Origin of the sequence: Nitrospirillum amazonense (assembly GCF_007828035.1) — a bacterium.
GTDB lineage: Bacteria > Pseudomonadota > Alphaproteobacteria > Azospirillales > Azospirillaceae > Nitrospirillum > Nitrospirillum amazonense.
The window spans coordinates 208,154-225,433 of the sequence record NZ_VITV01000001.1 but is presented as its reverse complement, the minus strand read 5'-3'; the positions used below and the strand labels follow the sequence as shown (position 1 = coordinate 225,433).

Here is a 17,280-nt window from a genome sequence, read left to right as displayed (position 1 = left end):
GGAAGCGGGAAGGAACAAGGCATCCCGTCCGCATCTTTAAAGGGTGGGGCGAGCGCGCACGCGGGGTGCGGCTCGCCCGCCTTTCAAAGGGACAGCGGGGAGGCTAGCCTTGGACACCCTGGAGCCGGGATCGGCGCCATCCGAAACGACAGCCGTGCCCACGCCCGCCCCGGCGGGGCGGGATTCCAAAACCGGCGAAGGGGGGCCGAAAAAGCCCCGCACCATCTGGCAATGCCTGGGCCCAGGCTTGGTGACCGGAGCGTCCGACGACGACCCCAGCGGCATCGCGACATATTCCCAGGCGGGGGCGCAGTTCGGCTACGGCCTGGCCTGGACCCTGATCCTGACCTACCCGCTGATGGCGGCGATCCAGGAAATCAGCGCCCGCATCGGCCGGGTGACGGGCCATGGCATCGCCGGCAACCTGCGCCGCCACTATCCCCCGCTGACCATCAACGCCATCGTCTTCCTGCTGGTGGCGGCCAACGTCATCAACATCGGGGCCGACCTGGGGGCCATGGGGGCGGCGCTGGGCCTGCTGATCGGCGGCCCGCAATGGCTGTACGTCCTGCTGTTCGGCGGCGCCTCGGCCGCCCTGCAGATCCTGGTGCCCTACTGCCGCTACGTCTCTATCCTGAAATGGCTGACGCTGTCGCTGTTCGCCTATGTCGCCACCGTACTGGTGGTGCCCATTCCCTGGGCCGAGCTGGGCCATGCCGTGATCCACCCGCCCGTCTCGCTGAAATCGGAGTATCTGGTGGCCGTCGTCGCCGTCTTCGGCACGACCATCAGCCCTTACCTGTTCTTCTGGCAGGCGGACCAGGAGGTGGAGGAGGAAAAGGGCGACCCCGAGGCCCAGCCCCTGAAAAAGGCGCCGGAACAGGCGCCGGAGGAACTGCGGCGCATCCGCCTGGACACCTACATCGGCATGCTGCTGTCCAATGGCGTGGCGCTGTTCATCATCATCACCACCGCCGCCACCCTGCATGTCCACGGCGTCACCGACATCCAGACCTCAAGCCAGGCGGCGGAAGCGTTGCGCCCCATCGCCGGCACCTTCGCCTTCGCCGTCTTCGCCCTGGGCATCATCGGCACCGGCCTCCTGGCCCTGCCGGTGCTGGCGGGGTCGGCGGCCTATGCGCTGGGCGAGGCGCGGCGCTGGCCGGTGGGCCTGGCGCGGCCCTGGGACAAGGCCAAGGCCTTCTACGGCGCCATCCTGCTGGCCATGGCCGTGGGCTCGGTCATGAACGTCATCGACATGGACCCGGTGAAAGCCCTGTTCTGGAGCGCGGTGGTCAACGGCCTGGTGGCCGTGCCGGTCATCGTCATGATGATGCGCATGGCGACCAAGCGCGAGATCATGGGCGACTTCGTCCTGCCACCGGTCCTGCGCGTCCTGGGCTGGGTCTGCATGGCCGCCATGGCGGTGGTGGACACCGCCATGGTGGTCACCTGGGTAATCTGAGGTTTACCCGTGCGCCAGCTTCAGGCCCGCGATGCCGGCCACGATCAGGCCGATGCAGGCCAGGCGCAGGGCCGTCGCCGGCTCGTTGAACAGGAGGATGCCGGCGACGACGGTGCCCAGCGTGCCGATGCCGGTCCACACCGCGTAGGCCGTGCCCAGCGGCAGGGTGCGCAAGGCCAGGCCCAGCATGCCGAGGCTGATGCCCATGGCGGCGATGGTGAGGACGGACGGCACCAGGCGGGTGAAGCCGTCGGTGTATTTCAGGCCCACGGCCCAGCCCACTTCGGACAGGCCGGCCAGCAGCAACCATAGCCAGGCCATGGCGGTTCTCCGGTGTGTGTGAAGGGGCGGGGCCGTCCCCGCCGAAGGGACGCCGGCCACCGGGGATGGCGGATGGCTGGGCCGGGGTCGTCCCCGGCGGGCGAAGCATGGCGGCGAACCGCCGGAATGCCAATGTCTTAAAAAAAGAGAAAGACTTTGCTGTCGCATATCTCTTTAATTGAGATCTTGCGGCGGGGAGGGGCAGGCCATGACCGATGGAACGAACGGAGACGGGATCGCCGCGGCGCCGGCCGCGGGCGGGACGGATGCGCGCGACCACCAGCGCTGGGACGAATGGCAGGATGACGTGCGCATCATGCTGGGTTACGCCGCCGGCCGGGGCCTGGCCTTGGAACGGGCGGTGATCGACGCGGCGGTGCGCGTCACCGCCAGCCCGCCGGAGCGGCTGAGCCTGGAGGATAAGCAGGCGTTGTGGGTGGTGTACCAGGCGCTGTCGGTGGTCATCGCCCCGGCCACCAGCGGCAGCCTGCGCCATATCCGCGAGTTTCGGCGCGAATTGGGCCTGGCGGGCTGGTGGCGCTCCCTGACCCGGGCGGGGCTGGTGCAGAGGACCATACGCAGTGGCGTCGTGTGGCTGGTGGGCGTGGCGCTGGTCACGGCCATCGTGCAGATCCACGCCGCCAACGGCACCAACCTGTTGGCCCAGACCGGGGTGCGCCAGCTGTTGTTCATCGAAGGGGCGGCGGCGCAGCGCCCCATGGGGGAGGGGGCCGCGGACGCCAACGCCAGCCCGGGAGCCTCCGCCCTGACGGCGGCTCAGGAGCCGCTGGTCCAACTGCGGCGGCAGGCGGCGGCGAAGCTGCTCGCCCCCTGGATCTGCCACCCGCTTTCCCGTGTCGTGACCCTCAGCTTCGATGCACACGGCTTCTGCCAGCGGCGGGACGCCGGGGCGCCGGCCGCCCCCTCGGGGGAGGATGCCGACACGGTCCTGCTGCACACGGTGGAATTGGCGTGGAGCGCCGGCACGGCGCTGACGCTGTACGTCCTGCCGGCGATTTTCGGGCTGCTGGGTGCCTGCGCCTATATCGCGCGGGTGCTGACGGAGGCGGTGATCAATGCCTCCTTCATGCCGCAACTGGGCTTCCGCATGGTGCTGCGCCGGGCGCTGGGCCTGACGCTGGGGCTGTCCACCGGGCTGTTCTACAAGAGCGTGGTCGCCACCATCGAACCCACGGCCTCCGCCCAGATCTCACTGCTGGGCGCGGCCTTCCTGGCTGGCTACAGCGTAGAGGCGGTGTTCGCCATGTTCGATGCCGCGGTGGACAAGCTGCGCGAGGTGTTCAAGCCGCGCGACGCCGCCTCGCGCTCCACCGCCCTTGGGCCCGCCGCCGGCCCGCAGGCCGTGCCGAAAGAGGCCCAGGGCTGAGGCGGGCTTAGCTGGAGGGCGCCGCCACGGCGGACAGCGGCAGATGGATGCCACATTCCGTCTTGCCCATGCCGGCCCAGCGGCCGGACCGCAGATCATCGCCCGGGGCGACGCGGTCGGTGCAGGGCATGCAGCCGATGGAGAGATAGCCGTCGGCCTCCAGCGGGTGCCGCGGCAGGTCATGGCGGTCCAGATAGGCCACGAGATCGTCACGGTCCCAGTCGGCCAGCGGGTTGACCTTCAGCCGCCCCTCGGCCGCCTCAATGGTCACCAGGTCGGCGCGGGTGCTGGCCTGGAAGCGCTTGCGCCCGGTGATCCAGGCACCGAAGCCCTCCAGCGCGCGGTTCAGCGGCTCCACCTTGCGGAAGCGGCAGCAGGCGTCCGGGTTCGTGCGCCACAGCAGGCCGTCGGCGTCGCGCGCCGCCACGTCCTCGGGCAGCGGCTTGATCTCCCGCGCGTCGGTCAGGCCCAGGCGCGCCACCAGCTCACGGCGATAGCGCAGGGTTTCGCCGAACAGCTTGCCGGTGTTCAGGAAGATGACCGGTGTGGCCGGGTCGATCTCCGCCACCATGTGCAGCAGCACGGCGGATTCCGCCCCGAAGGAGGAGACCAGGGCAATCTCGCCCTTCAGCTCCCGCGTCAGCAGCGGTTCCAGCAGTGCCAGGCCCGTCAGGCCGGCGTAGGTCCGGGCCAGATTGGCCGCCCGGTCGCCTGTCGCCGTCACGCTGCATGCTCCGTCTTCTTGTGGCGCGACAGCCGCGCCATGGACAGGGGGCCCGCCACCGACACCTGGTAGGCGGTGCTGATCTCGGTCAGGGCGTGGGCCCACAGCGCCGGATCGCGGCCTTCCGGAATCTCCACCTGGCTGACGCCGCAGCGGACCAGGGCCAGATATTGGTCGGGCAGGGTGTGGCCGGTGGCGCGGATGACGCCGCGATAGCCCAGGTGCTCGCGCAGCTCGCGGGCGATGGTGAAGCCGCGGCCGTCGCGGAACTTGGGGAAGTCCAGCGCTACCAGGGCGAAATCCGCCAGGTGGTCGGCGATGTCCTTGGGGTGCTGGTTGCTGGCGAGCCAGACGCCCAGGCCGCCGTTGCGGCCCACCAGGGTTGCGCGGTCCTTCTGGAAGCGGGACAGGCTGACGATGACGGGCACGTCCGCCGCCGGCAGGGCGTCGTCATCGCCCAGGCGCACCCAGGCGTCGTCGACCAGCTTTCCGGAGTCAATGAGCGGCATAGACCTTGTCCTTGAACGGGGTGTGACCGATGCGGGCCAGGGTGTCGAGGAAGCGTTCCCCGTCCTGGCGCCGGTCCAGATAGATGCCGACCACGGCATCGATGGCGTCCAGCGTCTCATCGGCCGATAGGGCCGGGCCCAGGATGTCGCCGATGGCGCCCACCTCGGCGGCCGAGCCGCCCAGCGTCAGCTGGTAGGCTTCGACCCCCTTCTTGTCGACGCCCAGGATGCCGATGTGGCCGACATGGTGATGGCCGCAGGCGTTGATGCAGCCGCTGATCTTGATCTTCAGCTCACCGATGTCGTGCTGGCGGTCCAGGTCGGCGAAGCGCTCGGAAATGCGCTGGGCCAGGGGGATGGAACGGGCGTTGGCCAGGGCGCAGTAGTCCAGGCCGGGGCAGGCGATGATGTCGGTGATCAGGCCGGAATTGGCCTCGCCGAAGCCGATGTCGGCCAGCGCCGTCCATAGGGCGGGCAGGTCATCCTGACGCACATGGGCCAGCACCAGGTTCTGCTCATGCGTCACCCGGATCTCGCCGAAGCTGTAGCGGTCGGCCAGGTCGGCGATGGCGTCCATCTGATCCGCCGAGACGTCGCCCGGGATGCCGCCCGCCGGCTTCAGGGTGATGGTGGCGATGGCGTAGCCCGGCTGGCGGTGGGCGGCGACGTTGGTGCGGACCCAGCGGTTGAAGGCCTGGTCCTCCAGCCGCGCGCGGGCCAGGACGCCGGAGATGGGCTCCAGCGCCTCATAGGGCTGGCCGGCGAAGCGGGCGCGGATGCCGTCCAGGATGGCCGGCTCCAGCCGGTACTGGGCCACCGGCATGCGGGCGAACTCGGCCTCCACCTCGTCGCGGAAGGCGTCGATGCCCAGCTCGTGCACCAGGATCTTGATGCGCGCCTTGTAGATGTTGTCGCGCCGGCCATAGGCGTTGTACACGCGCAAGACCGCCTCCAGATAGGCGATCAGCTCATCCTCGGGCAGGAAGTCGCGCAGCTTCTTGGCAATGAAGGGCGTGCGGCCCAGGCCGCCGCCGACATAGACCTCGAACCCGACGGCACCCTCGGCGTCGCGCTTGGCGATCAGGCCCACGTCGTGGATGCAGATGGCGGCGCGGTCGGCGCTGCTGCCGGTGATGGCGATCTTGAACTTGCGCGGCAGAAACGAGAATTCCGGGTGCAGGGTCGACCACTGGCGCAGCACCTCGGCATAGTGGCGGGGGTCCACCACCTCATCGCTGGCGACACCGGCGAACTGGTCCGAGGTCACGTTGCGGATGCAGTTGCCGCTGGTCTGGATGGCGTGCATGTCCACCTCGGCCAGCAGGTCCAGGATGGCCGGCACATCCACCAGCTTGATCCAGTTGAACTGCAGGTTCTGGCGGGTGGTGAAATGGCCGAAGCCCTTGTCGTACTGCCGGGCGATGCGGCCGAACTGGCGCACCTGGCGGCTGGTCAGGATGCCGTACGGTACCGCGATGCGCAGCATGTAGGCGTGCAGCTGCAGGTACAGGCCGTTCATCAGGCGCAGCGGCTTGAACTCGTCCTCCGTCAGCTCCCCGGCCAGGCGGCGGGCCACCTGGCGGCGGAACTGCTCCACCCGCTCCTTCAGGAAATCCCGGTCCACCTGGTCGTAGTGGTAGATGCCGGCGTGGCTGGGCAGGCCGTTGGCGGGAGGGTCGATCTGACGGGCGGCGGCGGAGGGGCTCATGACGGCAAGCTCGATGTGGTCTTCATTCATGCGGGAATTTTGGGGGCGCCGACGTCACGCCGCCGTGGGGATGGCGTCGATGCTGGGGCCCGCGGCACGGATCCACTCCCGCGTCTTCAGGGGGCGGGGGCCGGTGGCTTCCACCGCCACGTCCACGGCATAGGGCTCCACCACCTCCTGCCGGGCGGCGGACGCGCGGGCGATGCCCAGGGCCGTCTCCGCCTCTGGCGCCTCGGTTTGCACTTGGGCATCGGCCACGCGGGTGGACCACGTACCGGCGGCGGTCAGCCAGACGACGGCGCCGTCCTGCAGGCGGTTGGCGGTGACGACCTTGGGGGCGTCGGTAACGCGGGCCATGGGACTATCCTCTTCAGACGGCGGCTTTCAGCCCATTTTCCGGGGTCGTGTCGCCGAGGCGGCCCGGAGTGGAGCTGAGGGTGGTGAAAATGTCGGTGATGATGTCGGAGGCGGCGATTTTTGCGGGGTCGGCCAGGGTCACGACCTCCCCCACCAGGATCAGGGCGGGGCCAGTCAGGCCTGCGGCCAGCGCGCCCAGGTCGGCCAGCCGGCCCACGACCAGGGTCTGGTCCGGACGCGTGCCGTTCTGCACCACGGCGGCCGGGGTGCCGGGCGCCTTGCCGGCGGCGATCAGGCGCTCGGCCACCAGGCCGGCTTTGCTCAGGCCCATATAGACGGCCAGCGTGTGGTCCAGGCGGGCCAGGGCCGTCCAGTCGATGGCGGGCTCGGCCGAGCCGCCCTCGGCGGCGGCGCCATGCGCGGTCACCAGGGTGATGCCCTGGGCCAGGCCGCGATGGGTCAGGGGAATGCCGGTGGCGGCGGCGCAGCCCACGGCGGCGGTGATGCCGGGCACCAGTTCCACCGCCACGCCGGCGGCGCGCAGCACGGCCATCTCCTCGCCACCCCGGCCGAAGACGAAGGGGTCGCCGCCCTTCAGCCGGACGACACGGTGGCCGGCCTGGGCCTCGCGCACCAGCAGGGCGTTGATCTCATCCTGGCTGACGGTGTGGCAGGACTTGGACTTGCCGACATAGACGCGGCGGGCGTCGCGGCGGACGTAATCCAGGATGCGGTCGTCAACCAGCTTGTCGTGCACCACCACGTCGGCGTTCTGCAGCACGCGCAGGGCACGCAGGGTCAGCAGATCCGGGTCGCCGGGGCCGGCGCCCACCAAGGCGACGGAGCCGCCCTCCGCGCTTTCGGCGGCGTTCAGCACCTTCACCAGTTGCTCATGCGCGCCAGCCTCGTCGCCGGCCAGGAAGCGCTGGGCGATGGGGCCATCGATCACCCGTTCCCAGAAGCGGCGGCGCGCGGTCTCGTCGGATTTCACGGCGCGGACGGCGGCGCGGAAGCCGTCGAGGAAGGTGGCCAAGCGCCCCAGGCCCGGTTCCAGCGCCGCCTCGATGCGGGCGCGCAGGCGGCGGGCCAGGACGGGTGAGGTGCCGCCGGTGGAAATGGCGACGGTGATAGGGCCCCGGTCGACGATGGCGGGCATGATGAAGGTGGACAGGGCGGGGCGGTCCGGCACATTCACCAGCAGGCCCCGGGCGCGGGCCAAGTCGGCCACCAGGGCCGCCTCATCCTCATCCTCGCCGGCGGCGAACACCAGGGTGACCCCGTCCAAATCATGGGCGGCGAAGGGGCGGCGGCGCACCTCCGCGGCTAGCGCGGCCAGATCCGGGTGCACATCTGGCGCCACCACCACCAGGCGCGCGCCCCGGCCGTCGCCGCTGGCGCCCGCCACCAGGCGCGCCTTGCGCAGGGCCAATTCCCCCCCGCCGACGATCAGCACCGTCTGGCCGGTCAGTGTCAGGAACAGGGGGAAGGCGGCGGGCATTGTACGGAACATTCCTGTGAAAGCGTCAATGTTCCCTCATAATGTGTTCGTAAACGGCATGTTTGTCGAGGTTCCAGCGTCCTGGCATTCGGATAGTCCCAAGCCCCGCGCCATGGTCGCGATGACGGTCTCACGTTATGGAAAACCATTTTCCTTCAAGCTTCTGTGACAAAATTGCGGGAAAGGTGATGGTGATGGCGCCCGGAACGGGGGGTGGGCCGCAACACTGCCATGCGCCGACATGGTGTGATCCGCTTCCAATTCCACAGACTCATTTTGGTTAATCGGCGCGGATCCGGGCAAAGCTTTGGCTTGGCGGGATAATGGCCGCTAGGAAATCGGCGCACCTCATAATAACATCAATTATCTGTTATTAATGTTTCGGTTGACACAGATTGCGGTGTCGTTTGTCATGGGCGTCAACAGCGCGGATGGGGTGCGGTGTCCTGTCACAGGGGATGCGCCCTCCTTCGCCGGGGCCCCGGGGTCAGGACATCGGACTCCGGGCCGGGGCTCGCACTACCTAGGGGGAATCCGAATGCATCGCAGAACACTGTTGACCGCCATGGCGGGTGCCGCCGGCGTGGCCCTGCTGGGGTCGGTGCGTGCGCGCTCCGCCTCGCAGCTGCTGAACGTCTCCTATGACCCGACGCGCGAGTTCTACAAGGAATATGCCGACCTGTTCGCCAAGGAATGGGCCAAGGCCTCGGGCGGTGACCAGGTCAGCGTCAACACCTCGCACGGCGGGTCGGGCAAGCAGGCCCGCGCCGTCATCGACGGGCTGGAGGCCGACGTGGTCACGCTGGCGCTGGCCTACGATATCGACGCCATCGTCGAGAATGGCGGCCTGATCGACAAGGATTGGCAGAAGCGCCTGCCCTTCAATTCCACGCCCTACACCAGCACCATCGTGTTCCTGGTGCGCAAGGGCAACCCCAAGGGCATCAAGGACTGGCCGGACCTGCTGAAGCCGGGGGTGGAGGTCATCACCCCCAATCCCAAGACGTCCGGCGGCGCCCGCTGGAACTACCTGGCGGCCTGGGGCTACGCCCGTGCCAAGGGCGGCGACGCGGCGGCCCGCGACTTCATCAAGGCGCTGTTCAAGAAGGTGCCGGTGCTGGACACCGGCGCGCGCGGCGCCACCACCACCTTCGTGCAGCGTGGCCTGGGCGACGTGCTGCTGGCCTGGGAAAACGAGGCCTACCTGGCCATACAGGAACTGGGCCCGGGCGAGTTCGAGCTGGTGACCCCGTCCGTCTCCGTCCTGGCGGAACCGCCGGTGGCGGTGGTGGACAAGGTGGTGGACCGCCACGGCACCCGCCGGGTGGCGGAGGCCTACCTGCAGACGCTGTACACCCAGCCGGCGCAGATTCTGGCCACCAAGCACTTCTACCGCCCGCGCGACCCGGTGGTGCTGCAGGAGGTGGTGAACAAGTTCGCCAAGGTGGAGCTGTTCGACATCACCACCTTCGGTGGCTGGCACGACGCCCACAAAGCCCACTTTGCCGACGGCGGCAGCTTCGACCAGCTGTACCAGCCGGGCTGAGGCCTGCATCGCCGCAAAGACCGCAACGCCGCCGTCCGGGATGCCGGGCGGCGGCGTTTGACATTTAGATGTAGACGGCGGCCCCCATCTTCCGGATCCCGCACCCCTGGCGCTAAGCTCGCGGGCATAAAGCCCCGCAGGGCACGGCAAGGGAGGGATGGGAGTGCGCAAGGGAACCGCCGCTGGCATGGCCGGCCTGTGTATGGTCGTCATGATGTGGGCTGGATCGGGCCTCGCCCAATCCCCCACCCCCATGGCCGCCCCAACGCCCAAAGCCCTGGAACTGGCCCGGGCGCTGGCGGACAGGGTCGACGCCGATGACCTGATGCAGCAGGTCCTGGGCGCCACGGTCCAGCCGCTGACCTTCAACCTGAAGGCCGCCAACCCGGGGCGCGAGGCCGATGTCGACGCGTTGTTCGAGCACACGCTGCTGCCGGATTTCCGCAAGGCCATGGCGCCGGTCATCGACGGCTATGCCCAGGCCTACGCCGCGCGCTTCACGGAGGCGGAGCTGGCGGCCATCCTGGCCTTCTACGATTCGCCGGCAGGGGCCAAGATGCTGAAGGAGATGCCGGGCGTGCAGCAGCGGGGCCGCGCCCGCGCGCAGGCCGTCCTGCCCCAGGCCCTAGGGCCCGTGCTGGGGAACTTCGTCACCGCGTGCAAGGGCAAGGGCCTGGTCGTGCCCCAGGGGTGAGAGGGCGTCCTACGGATGTAATCCGCCCTGCGACATTCAGCCATAAGTGGCGGTTGGCCATCGCGCCGCGCGGGGCGGCGGGTTAGGCTGGTGGTGCTGAATTCAGCAACACCAGAAGGGGAAAGCGCTTTGTTGAAGGGAATTGCCGCCGGCTTGGTCGGCGCGTGGGTCATGGTGGCCGCTCCGGCCTTCGCTCAAAACGCCGGCGCCCAGAATGCCGGCACGCCATCGCCGAAATCGCTGGAGCTGGCGCACAAGCTGATTGAGAAGACGCACGCCGGCGACCTGATGCAGCAGATACTGCCCATGGCCATCGATCCCCTGGTGCAGAAGCTGAAGATCGCCAACCCCGGGCGGGAGGCGGACGTGCAGGGCCTGGTCGACAAGCGGCTGCTGCCCGATTTCAAAAGGGCCCTGGCCCCCGTGACCGACGCCATCGCCACCACCTATGCGGAGCTGTTCACGGAGGCGGAGCTGGAGCAGGTGCTGGCGTTCTATGACACGCCGGCGGGGGCCAAGCTGATCACCCAGATGCCTCAGGTGATGCAGCAGACCATGGCCAAGTCCAAGACCATGGTGCCGCAGGTGATCGGCAAGGTGTTGAATGACTTCGTCGCCACCTGTAAGGGCGAGGGCTTGACCATCCCGCAGGGCTGAAGGGCTTAGCGGTGGCGCTTCACCGCCGCTGCTTTTAAGATGGCACCCGGCCGGCCCCACCGGTCGGTCGGGACCATCGCCTCTCTGTTGGCCCCGCCTGTCGCCGATGCCAAGGGGGCGCCTCCATCGCGCATCGCGACGCTGGCATGCTGCGACTGCAAACGGCTCTCAATTTTTATAATTGGAATTATTCTAAGATGTCGGTATGGTCCTGTTCGTCGGTAGGGCGAACGCCGCAGGGCCCCTGATGGGGATCGCGGCCGGGGCGCCCCGCCGAAACCGACCGCTATTCATTAATTCAACAGCCAAGGAATTAACGATGTCCCTCATCAATACCGAAGTGAAGCCCTTCAAGGCGACCGCTTACCACAACGGCAAGTTCGTGCCCGTGACCGAAGCCGACCTGAAGGGCAAGTGGTCCGTGGTGGTGTTCTACCCGGCCGACTTCACCTTCGTGTGCCCGACCGAGCTGGGCGACCTGGCTGACAACTACGCCGAGTTCCAGAAGCTGGGCGTGGAGATCTATGGCGTGTCGACCGACACCCATTTCACCCACAAGGCCTGGCACGACACCTCCGACACCATCGCCAAGGTGCAGTACCCGCTGGTCGGCGACCCGACCGCCACGCTGGCCCGCAACTTCGACGTCCTGATCGAGGAAGAGGGCCTGGCCCTGCGCGGCACCTTCGTGATCAATCCCGAAGGCCAGATCAAGCTGTGCGAGATCCACGACAACGGTATCGGCCGTGACGCGTCGGAGCTGCTGCGCAAGGTGAAGGCCGCCCAGTACGTGGCCAGCCACCCCGGCGAAGTGTGCCCGGCCAAGTGGACCGAGGGTGCCGAGACCCTGAAGCCGTCGCTGGATCTGGTCGGCAAGATCTGATCCGCGTTGGTTGATGCCGGACCGGGACGGCGACGTCCCGGTTCCTGTCCGGGGGCCCTCGGGCCCCTGGACGCCTCCCGGCCCACGCCCTCGGAGGCTTAGGTCCGGGCCGCGACGCCTTCGGTGGCGCGCCCGCTTGAACAGTCCGCCTGTGACATTACGTTTCAAAATGCGCATCTGGCCGCCTTCCCTGGCGCCGGTGACCGCCCCCTCTTTGCCCGCCCTTTCCCTCAATCTCCGCCAGAAAGCCCGCCCCGATGTTGGACGCCAATCTCAAGACCCAATTGAAGGCCTATCTGGAACGGGTGAAGCAGCCGATCGAGATTGTTGCTTACCCGGACGATAGCGCCACCTCCCGCCAGATGATGGAGCTGCTGGCCGATATCGCCGAAGCCTCCGCCCTGGTGAACATCAACGAGAACGTGGACGGCGCCGGCCGCCGCCCGTCCTTCACCGTCAACCGGCCGGCGGGCGACATCGGCATCCGCTTCAGCGGCCTGCCCATGGGCCACGAGTTCACCTCGCTGGTGCTGGCGCTGCTGCAGGCCGGCGGCTATCCGCCCAAGGTCAGCGACGAGGTCATCGCGCAGATCAAGGCCATCGAGGGCGATTACCACTTCGAGACCTTCATCTCGCTGACCTGCCACAACTGCCCGGACGTGGTGCAGGCCCTGAACCTGATGGCGGTGCTGAACCCCCGCATCCGCCATGAGATGATCGACGGCGGCGTCTTCCAGGACGAGGTGACGCGGCGCCAGATCATGGGCGTGCCGGCCGTCTTCCTGAACGGCGAACCCTTCGGCCAGGGCCGCATGGAGCTGGAGGAGATCCTGGCGAAGCTGGACAGCAGCTCCGTCGCCCGCGAGGCCGCCAAGATCGACGCCAAGGACCCGTTCGACGTGCTGGTGGTGGGCGGTGGCCCCGCCGGCGCCGCGGCCGCCATTTACGCCGCCCGCAAGGGCATCCGCACCGGCATCGTGGCGGAGCGGTTTGGCGGCCAGGTCATGGACACGCTGGGCATCGAGAACTTCATCTCCGTCACCGCGACGGAAGGGCCCAAGCTGGTCCGCAGCCTGGAAGAGCATGTTCGCACCTATGAGGTGGACATCATGAACCAGCAGCGTGCCAAGGCCCTGGCCACGGTCGACGGCCTGCACGAGGTGACGCTGGAAAGCGGCGCCAAGCTGAAGGCCAAGGCCCTGATCCTGGCCACCGGCGCCCGCTGGCGCGAGATGAAGGTGCCGGGCGAGGAACAGTACAAGACCAAGGGTGTGGCCTTCTGCCCGCACTGCGACGGCCCCCTGTTCAAGGGCAAGCGCGTGGCGGTGATCGGCGGCGGCAACTCCGGCGTCGAGGCGGCCATCGACCTGGCCGGCATCGTCTCCCACGTCACGCTGCTGGAATTTGACAGTCAGCTGCGCGCCGACGCGGTGCTGGTGACCAAGCTGAAAAGCCTGGCCAACGTCACCATCCTGACCCAGGCCCAGACCACCGAGGTCACGGGCGACGGCAACAAGGTGAACGGCCTGGTCTACAAAGACCGCGCCACGGGCGAGACGCATCGCCTGGCGCTGGAGGGCATCTTCGTGCAGATCGGTCTGCTGCCCAACACCGACTGGCTGCGCGGCACGGTGGAACTGACCCAGCGCGGCGAGGTGATCGTCGGCCACCATGGTGAGACCTCCGTCCCCGGCATCTTCGCTGCCGGCGACGTCACCACGGTGCCCTACAAGCAGATCATCATCGCCATGGGCGAAGGGGCCAAGGCCTCCCTGGGCGCCTTCGACCACCTGATTCGCTCGTCGGTTCAGGCCGCCTGAGTCGCGACGGCGTAGAGTACAGCGCCCACCTGGGGTGGTGCCGGGCAACACCGGCGCCCTCTCCAGGTGGGCGTTTTCATTGGGGGAATCGGGGTTGCCGAGAGGACAGGTGACGCGGCCTTCGCGGCCTTCGTAAACTGCCTGTCCCACCCCTGTCCCGGACCGTCCCGCCCCCATGTCCCATCCCGGCTTCATCCACCTGCGCACTCATTCCGCCTACTCGCTGTCCGAGGGGGCGATCAAGGTGAAGGAGCTGGTGAAGCTGTGCACCAAGAACGCCATGCCGGCGGTGGCGGTGACGGACACCGGCAACCTGTTCGGCAGCCTGGAATTCGCCATGGCGGCGTCGGACGCGGGCGTGCAGCCCATCGTCGGCTGCCAGATGTGGATCGGCCGCTGGGGCCCGGTGGCGACCACGCGCGGGCCGCAGCGCCCCGGCACCTTCGGCGCCGACCAGCTGGTGCTGCTGGCGCAGAACGCCGCGGGCTACGCCAACCTGATGGAGCTGATCAGCAAGGCGTACATGGAGACGGAGCCGGGGCTGGAGCCCCAGGTGTCCATGGCGGCGCTGGACGGGCACAGCGATGGCCTGATCGCGCTGACCGGCGGCATCCACGGCGGGGTGGGGCGCCTGCTGCTGGAAGGCCAGGCACCGGCCGCGGCCGAGCTGCTGCTGGAACTGAAGCGCCTATTCCCCGGGCGCCTCTATGTCGAGCTGATGCGGCATGACAAGGACACCGCCATCGGCCGGGCGGAACAGCGCATCGAGGGCGCGCTGGTCGATCTGGCCTACGCCCACGATCTGCCGCTGGTCGCCACCAACGACTGCTACTTCGCCACCGCCGACATGTACGAGGCGCACGACGCCCTGCTGTGCATCGCCGATGGCGCCTTCATCATGCAGGACGACCGCCGCCGCCTGACCCCCGACCACTATTTCAAGAGTGCCCAGGAGATGCGGGCGCTGTTCGCCGACCTGCCGGAGGCGGTGGACAATACGGTGGTTATCGCCCAGCGCTGCGCCTACATGCCGCGCAAGATCAACCCCATTCTGCCCAACTTCCCCACCGAGGAAGGCCGGACGGAGGCGGAGGAACTGCGCGCCCAGGCCCATGACGGCCTGACCTTCCGCCTGACCCGCTACGTCTTCACGCCCGAGATGGGGGAGGACGATAAGGCGGACACGGAGAAGCGCTACCGCGAGCGCCTGGATTACGAACTGTCCGTCATCGAGCGGATGAAGTTCCCCGGCTACTTCCTCATCGTGTCGGACTTCATCAAGTGGGCCAAGGACAACGGCATCCCCGTGGGGCCGGGCCGCGGCTCGGGCGCCGGCTCGCTGGTCGCCTGGTCGCTGCTGATCACCGACCTGGATCCCATCCGTTTCGGCCTGCTGTTCGAGCGTTTCCTGAACCCCGAACGCGTGTCCATGCCCGACTTCGACGTGGACTTCTGCCAGGATCGCCGGGACGAGGTCATCCGCTATGTCCAGGCCAAGTACGGCCATGACCGCGTGGCCCAGATCATCACCTTCGGTAAGCTGCAGGCCCGCGCCGTGCTGCGCGATGTGGGGCGCGTGCTGCAGATGCCCTACGGCCAGGTCGACCGCATCTGCAAGATGGTGCCCAACAACCCGGCCAACCCCGTCACCCTGCAGGAGGCGCTGGACGGCGAGCCGCTGTTGCAGGAGATGCGCCGCCAGGATGAGACGGTGGACCGCCTGATCGGCGTGGCGCTGAAGCTGGAAGGCCTCTACCGCCACGCCTCCACCCACGCCGCCGGCGTGGTGATCGGCGACCGCCCGCTGGACCAGCTGGTGCCGCTGTACCGCGATCCCCGGTCGGACATGCCGGTCACCCAGTTCAACATGAAGTATGTGGAACTGGCCGGCCTGGTGAAGTTCGACTTCCTGGGCCTGAAGACCCTGACCGTGCTGCAGAAGGCGGTGGAGCTGATCCGGCCGCGCTATCCGGACCTGGACCTGCTGAACCTCGACCTCTACGACGAGAAGACCTACAAGCTGCTGGGCCGGGCCGAGGCGTCGGGCGTGTTCCAGCTGGAAAGCTCGGGCATGCGCGACGTGCTGCGCCGCATGAAGCCCAACCGCATCGAGGACATCATCGCCCTGGTCTCGCTGTACCGGCCGGGCCCGATGGACAACATCCCCAAGTACATCAAGGTGAAGGACGGGCAGGAGGAGCCCGACTACATGCATCCCTCGCTGGAGCCCATCCTGAAGGAGACCTTCGGGATCATGGTGTACCAGGAACAGGTGATGCAGATCGCCCAGGTGCTGGCCGGGTACAGCCTGGGCGGCGCCGACCTGCTGCGCCGCGCCATGGGCAAGAAGATCAAGGAGGAGATGGAGAAGGAACGCTCCAAGTTCATCGACGGCGCCACGGCGCGCGGGGTGGACGCGGAACAGGCGGGCCTGATTTTCGACCAGGTGAACAAGTTCGCCGGCTACGGCTTCAACAAGTCGCACGCCGCCGCCTACGCCCTGGTCGCCTACCAGACGGCCTACCTCAAGGCCAACTACCCGGTGGAGTTCATGGCCGCGTCCATGACGCTGGATCTGGGCAACACCGACAAGCTGAACCAGTTCCGGCAGGAACTGGACCGGCTGAAGATCAAGTTGCTGCCGCCGGACATCAACCATTCTGGCGACATCTTCCGCGTGGAGATCCTGCCCAACGGCGACCGCGCCGTGCGCTACGCCCTGGCGGCGGTCAAGGGCGTGGGCGGGCCGGCCATGGCGGCGGTGGTGGCGGAGCGGGACGCCAATGGCCCCTATCGCGACCTGTTCGACTTCGCCCGCCGTCTGGACAACAAGGTCATCAACAAGCGCCAGCTGGAAAACCTGGCCGCCGCCGGCGCCTTCGACAGCCTGGTGCCCAACCGCCACCAAGTTCATTCCGCTATCGAAATCATGCTGCGCTACGCCCAGGCCGAGGCGGCGGAGCGCGAGAGCGGCATGAACAGCCTGTTCGGCGCGTCCGCCCCGCTGAAGGCGCCGGAACTGCCGCGCGTGGTGGATTGGGAACCGCTGGAAAAGCTGCGGCACGAGTTCGAAGCCATCGGCTTCTACCTGTCGGCCCACCCGCTGGACGCCTTCGCGGCTCCCCTGGCCAAGCTGAAGGTGGTGCGTTTCGCCGACCTGCCGGGCATCGTGGCGCGCGGCGGTGGGTCCACCCGCTTCCGCATGGCCGGCATCGTCGTCGCCCGGCAGGAGCGGACGGCCAAGAGCGGCAACCGCTTCGCCTTCATCGGCATGTCGGACGCCTCCGGCGTCTACGAGGTGACGCTGTTCTCCGAGGCGCTGGCCCCGGCGCGCGAGCATCTGGAGCCAGGCAAGGCCGTGCTGATGACGGTGGATGTGCAGCAGAACGGGGAGGAGCTGCGCCTGACCGGCAGCGGCGTGCAGCTGCTGGAGGATGAGGTCGCCAAGGTCGCGTCCGGCCTGCGGGTCACGCTGAAGGACCAAGCGCCGGTGGAAGGCCTGCAGACGGTGCTGAAGCGCCTGCCCGCCGGCCGGGGCAAGATCCATCTGATGGTGGAGATCGACCGGCTGGAGGTGGAGCTGGTGCTGCCCCAGGCCTATCAGATCAGCAGCGCCAGCCGGTCCGCCCTGCGCTCCATCCCCGGCGTCATCGACGTCCAGGACATTTGATACGCGCGGCATTTGATCGTGACCGCTCAAATGCCCCCTCA

General features: G+C 68.1%; 14 protein-coding genes. 8 read left to right on the top strand and 6 right to left on the bottom strand.

The window, feature by feature from the left end; translation table 11 throughout:
- Nucleotides 1-250: 250 nt before the first annotated feature.
- Nucleotides 251-1,465 (top strand): NRAMP family divalent metal transporter, encoded by a 1,215-nt coding sequence (locus FBZ87_RS00975; protein WP_246134175.1) that lies wholly within the window; start codon nucleotides 251-253, stop codon nucleotides 1,463-1,465.
- A gap of 3 nt (nucleotides 1,466-1,468) precedes the next feature.
- Here the strand turns inward: FBZ87_RS00975 and sugE are convergent, their stop codons facing one another.
- Nucleotides 1,469-1,786, bottom strand: coding sequence for a quaternary ammonium compound efflux SMR transporter SugE (sugE, locus tag FBZ87_RS00970; protein ID WP_145608446.1), 318 nt, complete (start codon nucleotides 1,784-1,786; stop codon nucleotides 1,469-1,471).
- Between the two features lie 208 nt (nucleotides 1,787-1,994).
- Between sugE and FBZ87_RS00965 the strand changes: the two genes are divergently transcribed.
- Nucleotides 1,995-3,173: a hypothetical protein gene (locus FBZ87_RS00965; RefSeq protein ID WP_145608444.1), complete on the top strand. Its 1,179-nt coding sequence runs from the start codon at nucleotides 1,995-1,997 to the stop codon at nucleotides 3,171-3,173.
- 7 nt (nucleotides 3,174-3,180) lie between these two features.
- Here the strand turns inward: FBZ87_RS00965 and FBZ87_RS00960 are convergent, their stop codons facing one another.
- The 5 genes from FBZ87_RS00960 to cysG are packed head-to-tail and all read right to left on the bottom strand — an operon-like array spanning nucleotide 3,181 to nucleotide 7,969.
- Nucleotides 3,181-3,897, bottom strand: coding sequence for a phosphoadenylyl-sulfate reductase (locus tag FBZ87_RS00960; RefSeq protein ID WP_145608442.1), 717 nt, complete (start codon nucleotides 3,895-3,897; stop codon nucleotides 3,181-3,183).
- Entirely contained in the window at nucleotides 3,894-4,406 is a 513-nt protein-coding gene (locus tag FBZ87_RS00955; protein ID WP_145608440.1) for a DUF934 domain-containing protein, read from the bottom strand. Before FBZ87_RS00955 ends, FBZ87_RS00960 begins: the two co-directional genes overlap by 4 nt.
- Entirely contained in the window at nucleotides 4,393-6,144 is a 1,752-nt protein-coding gene (locus tag FBZ87_RS00950; RefSeq protein WP_425465721.1) for a nitrite/sulfite reductase, read from the bottom strand. The genes FBZ87_RS00955 and FBZ87_RS00950 overlap by 14 nt, the downstream gene beginning before the upstream one ends.
- A 24-nt stretch (nucleotides 6,145-6,168) precedes the next feature.
- Nucleotides 6,169-6,471, bottom strand: a complete 303-nt coding sequence (locus tag FBZ87_RS00945; RefSeq protein WP_145608438.1) for a DUF2849 domain-containing protein — start codon at nucleotides 6,469-6,471, stop codon at nucleotides 6,169-6,171.
- A gap of 13 nt (nucleotides 6,472-6,484) precedes the next feature.
- Nucleotides 6,485-7,969 (bottom strand): siroheme synthase CysG, encoded by a 1,485-nt coding sequence (gene cysG / locus FBZ87_RS00940; RefSeq protein ID WP_145608436.1) that lies wholly within the window; start codon nucleotides 7,967-7,969, stop codon nucleotides 6,485-6,487.
- 538 nt (nucleotides 7,970-8,507) lie between these two features.
- Between cysG and FBZ87_RS00935 the strand changes: the two genes are divergently transcribed.
- The 6 genes from FBZ87_RS00935 (at nucleotide 8,508) to dnaE (ending at nucleotide 17,239) form a co-directional block, all read left to right on the top strand.
- Nucleotides 8,508-9,515, top strand: a complete 1,008-nt coding sequence (locus FBZ87_RS00935) for a sulfate ABC transporter substrate-binding protein (protein WP_211106801.1) — start codon at nucleotides 8,508-8,510, stop codon at nucleotides 9,513-9,515.
- 163 nt (nucleotides 9,516-9,678) lie between these two features.
- Nucleotides 9,679-10,209: a DUF2059 domain-containing protein gene (locus FBZ87_RS00930; RefSeq protein WP_211106800.1), complete on the top strand. Its 531-nt coding sequence runs from the start codon at nucleotides 9,679-9,681 to the stop codon at nucleotides 10,207-10,209.
- A gap of 132 nt (nucleotides 10,210-10,341) precedes the next feature.
- Nucleotides 10,342-10,866, top strand: a complete 525-nt coding sequence (locus FBZ87_RS00925; protein WP_145608434.1) for a DUF2059 domain-containing protein — start codon at nucleotides 10,342-10,344, stop codon at nucleotides 10,864-10,866.
- 319 nt (nucleotides 10,867-11,185) lie between these two features.
- Entirely contained in the window at nucleotides 11,186-11,749 is a 564-nt protein-coding gene (ahpC, locus tag FBZ87_RS00920) for an alkyl hydroperoxide reductase subunit C (protein ID WP_145608432.1), read from the top strand.
- Nucleotides 11,750-12,006: 257 nt separating this feature from the next.
- Nucleotides 12,007-13,569 carry an alkyl hydroperoxide reductase subunit F gene (gene ahpF / locus FBZ87_RS00915; RefSeq protein ID WP_145608430.1) on the top strand — a complete coding sequence of 521 codons (1,563 nt, stop codon included), beginning with the start codon at nucleotides 12,007-12,009 and terminating at the stop codon, nucleotides 13,567-13,569.
- A 175-nt stretch (nucleotides 13,570-13,744) separates the two neighbouring features.
- Nucleotides 13,745-17,239 carry a DNA polymerase III subunit alpha gene (gene dnaE / locus FBZ87_RS00910; protein WP_145608428.1) on the top strand — a complete coding sequence of 1,165 codons (3,495 nt, stop codon included), beginning with the start codon at nucleotides 13,745-13,747 and terminating at the stop codon, nucleotides 17,237-17,239.
- Nucleotides 17,240-17,280 lie beyond the last annotated feature (41 nt).

Coding starts and splice junctions, on each gene's coding strand:
- ahpF (WP_145608430.1), top strand. CDS start 12,007: ATGTTGGACGCCAATCTCAAGACCCAATTGAAGGCCTATCTGGAACGG.
- FBZ87_RS00950 (WP_425465721.1), bottom strand. CDS start 6,144: ATGAATGAAGACCACATCGAGCTTGCCGTCATGAGCCCCTCCGCCGCC.
- FBZ87_RS00935 (WP_211106801.1), top strand. CDS start 8,508: ATGCATCGCAGAACACTGTTGACCGCCATGGCGGGTGCCGCCGGCGTG.
- sugE (WP_145608446.1), bottom strand. CDS start 1,786: ATGGCCTGGCTATGGTTGCTGCTGGCCGGCCTGTCCGAAGTGGGCTGG.
- cysG (WP_145608436.1), bottom strand. CDS start 7,969: ATGCCCGCCGCCTTCCCCCTGTTCCTGACACTGACCGGCCAGACGGTG.
- FBZ87_RS00965 (WP_145608444.1), top strand. CDS start 1,995: ATGACCGATGGAACGAACGGAGACGGGATCGCCGCGGCGCCGGCCGCG.
- dnaE (WP_145608428.1), top strand. CDS start 13,745: ATGTCCCATCCCGGCTTCATCCACCTGCGCACTCATTCCGCCTACTCG.
- FBZ87_RS00945 (WP_145608438.1), bottom strand. CDS start 6,471: ATGGCCCGCGTTACCGACGCCCCCAAGGTCGTCACCGCCAACCGCCTG.
- FBZ87_RS00955 (WP_145608440.1), bottom strand. CDS start 4,406: ATGCCGCTCATTGACTCCGGAAAGCTGGTCGACGACGCCTGGGTGCGC.
- ahpC (WP_145608432.1), top strand. CDS start 11,186: ATGTCCCTCATCAATACCGAAGTGAAGCCCTTCAAGGCGACCGCTTAC.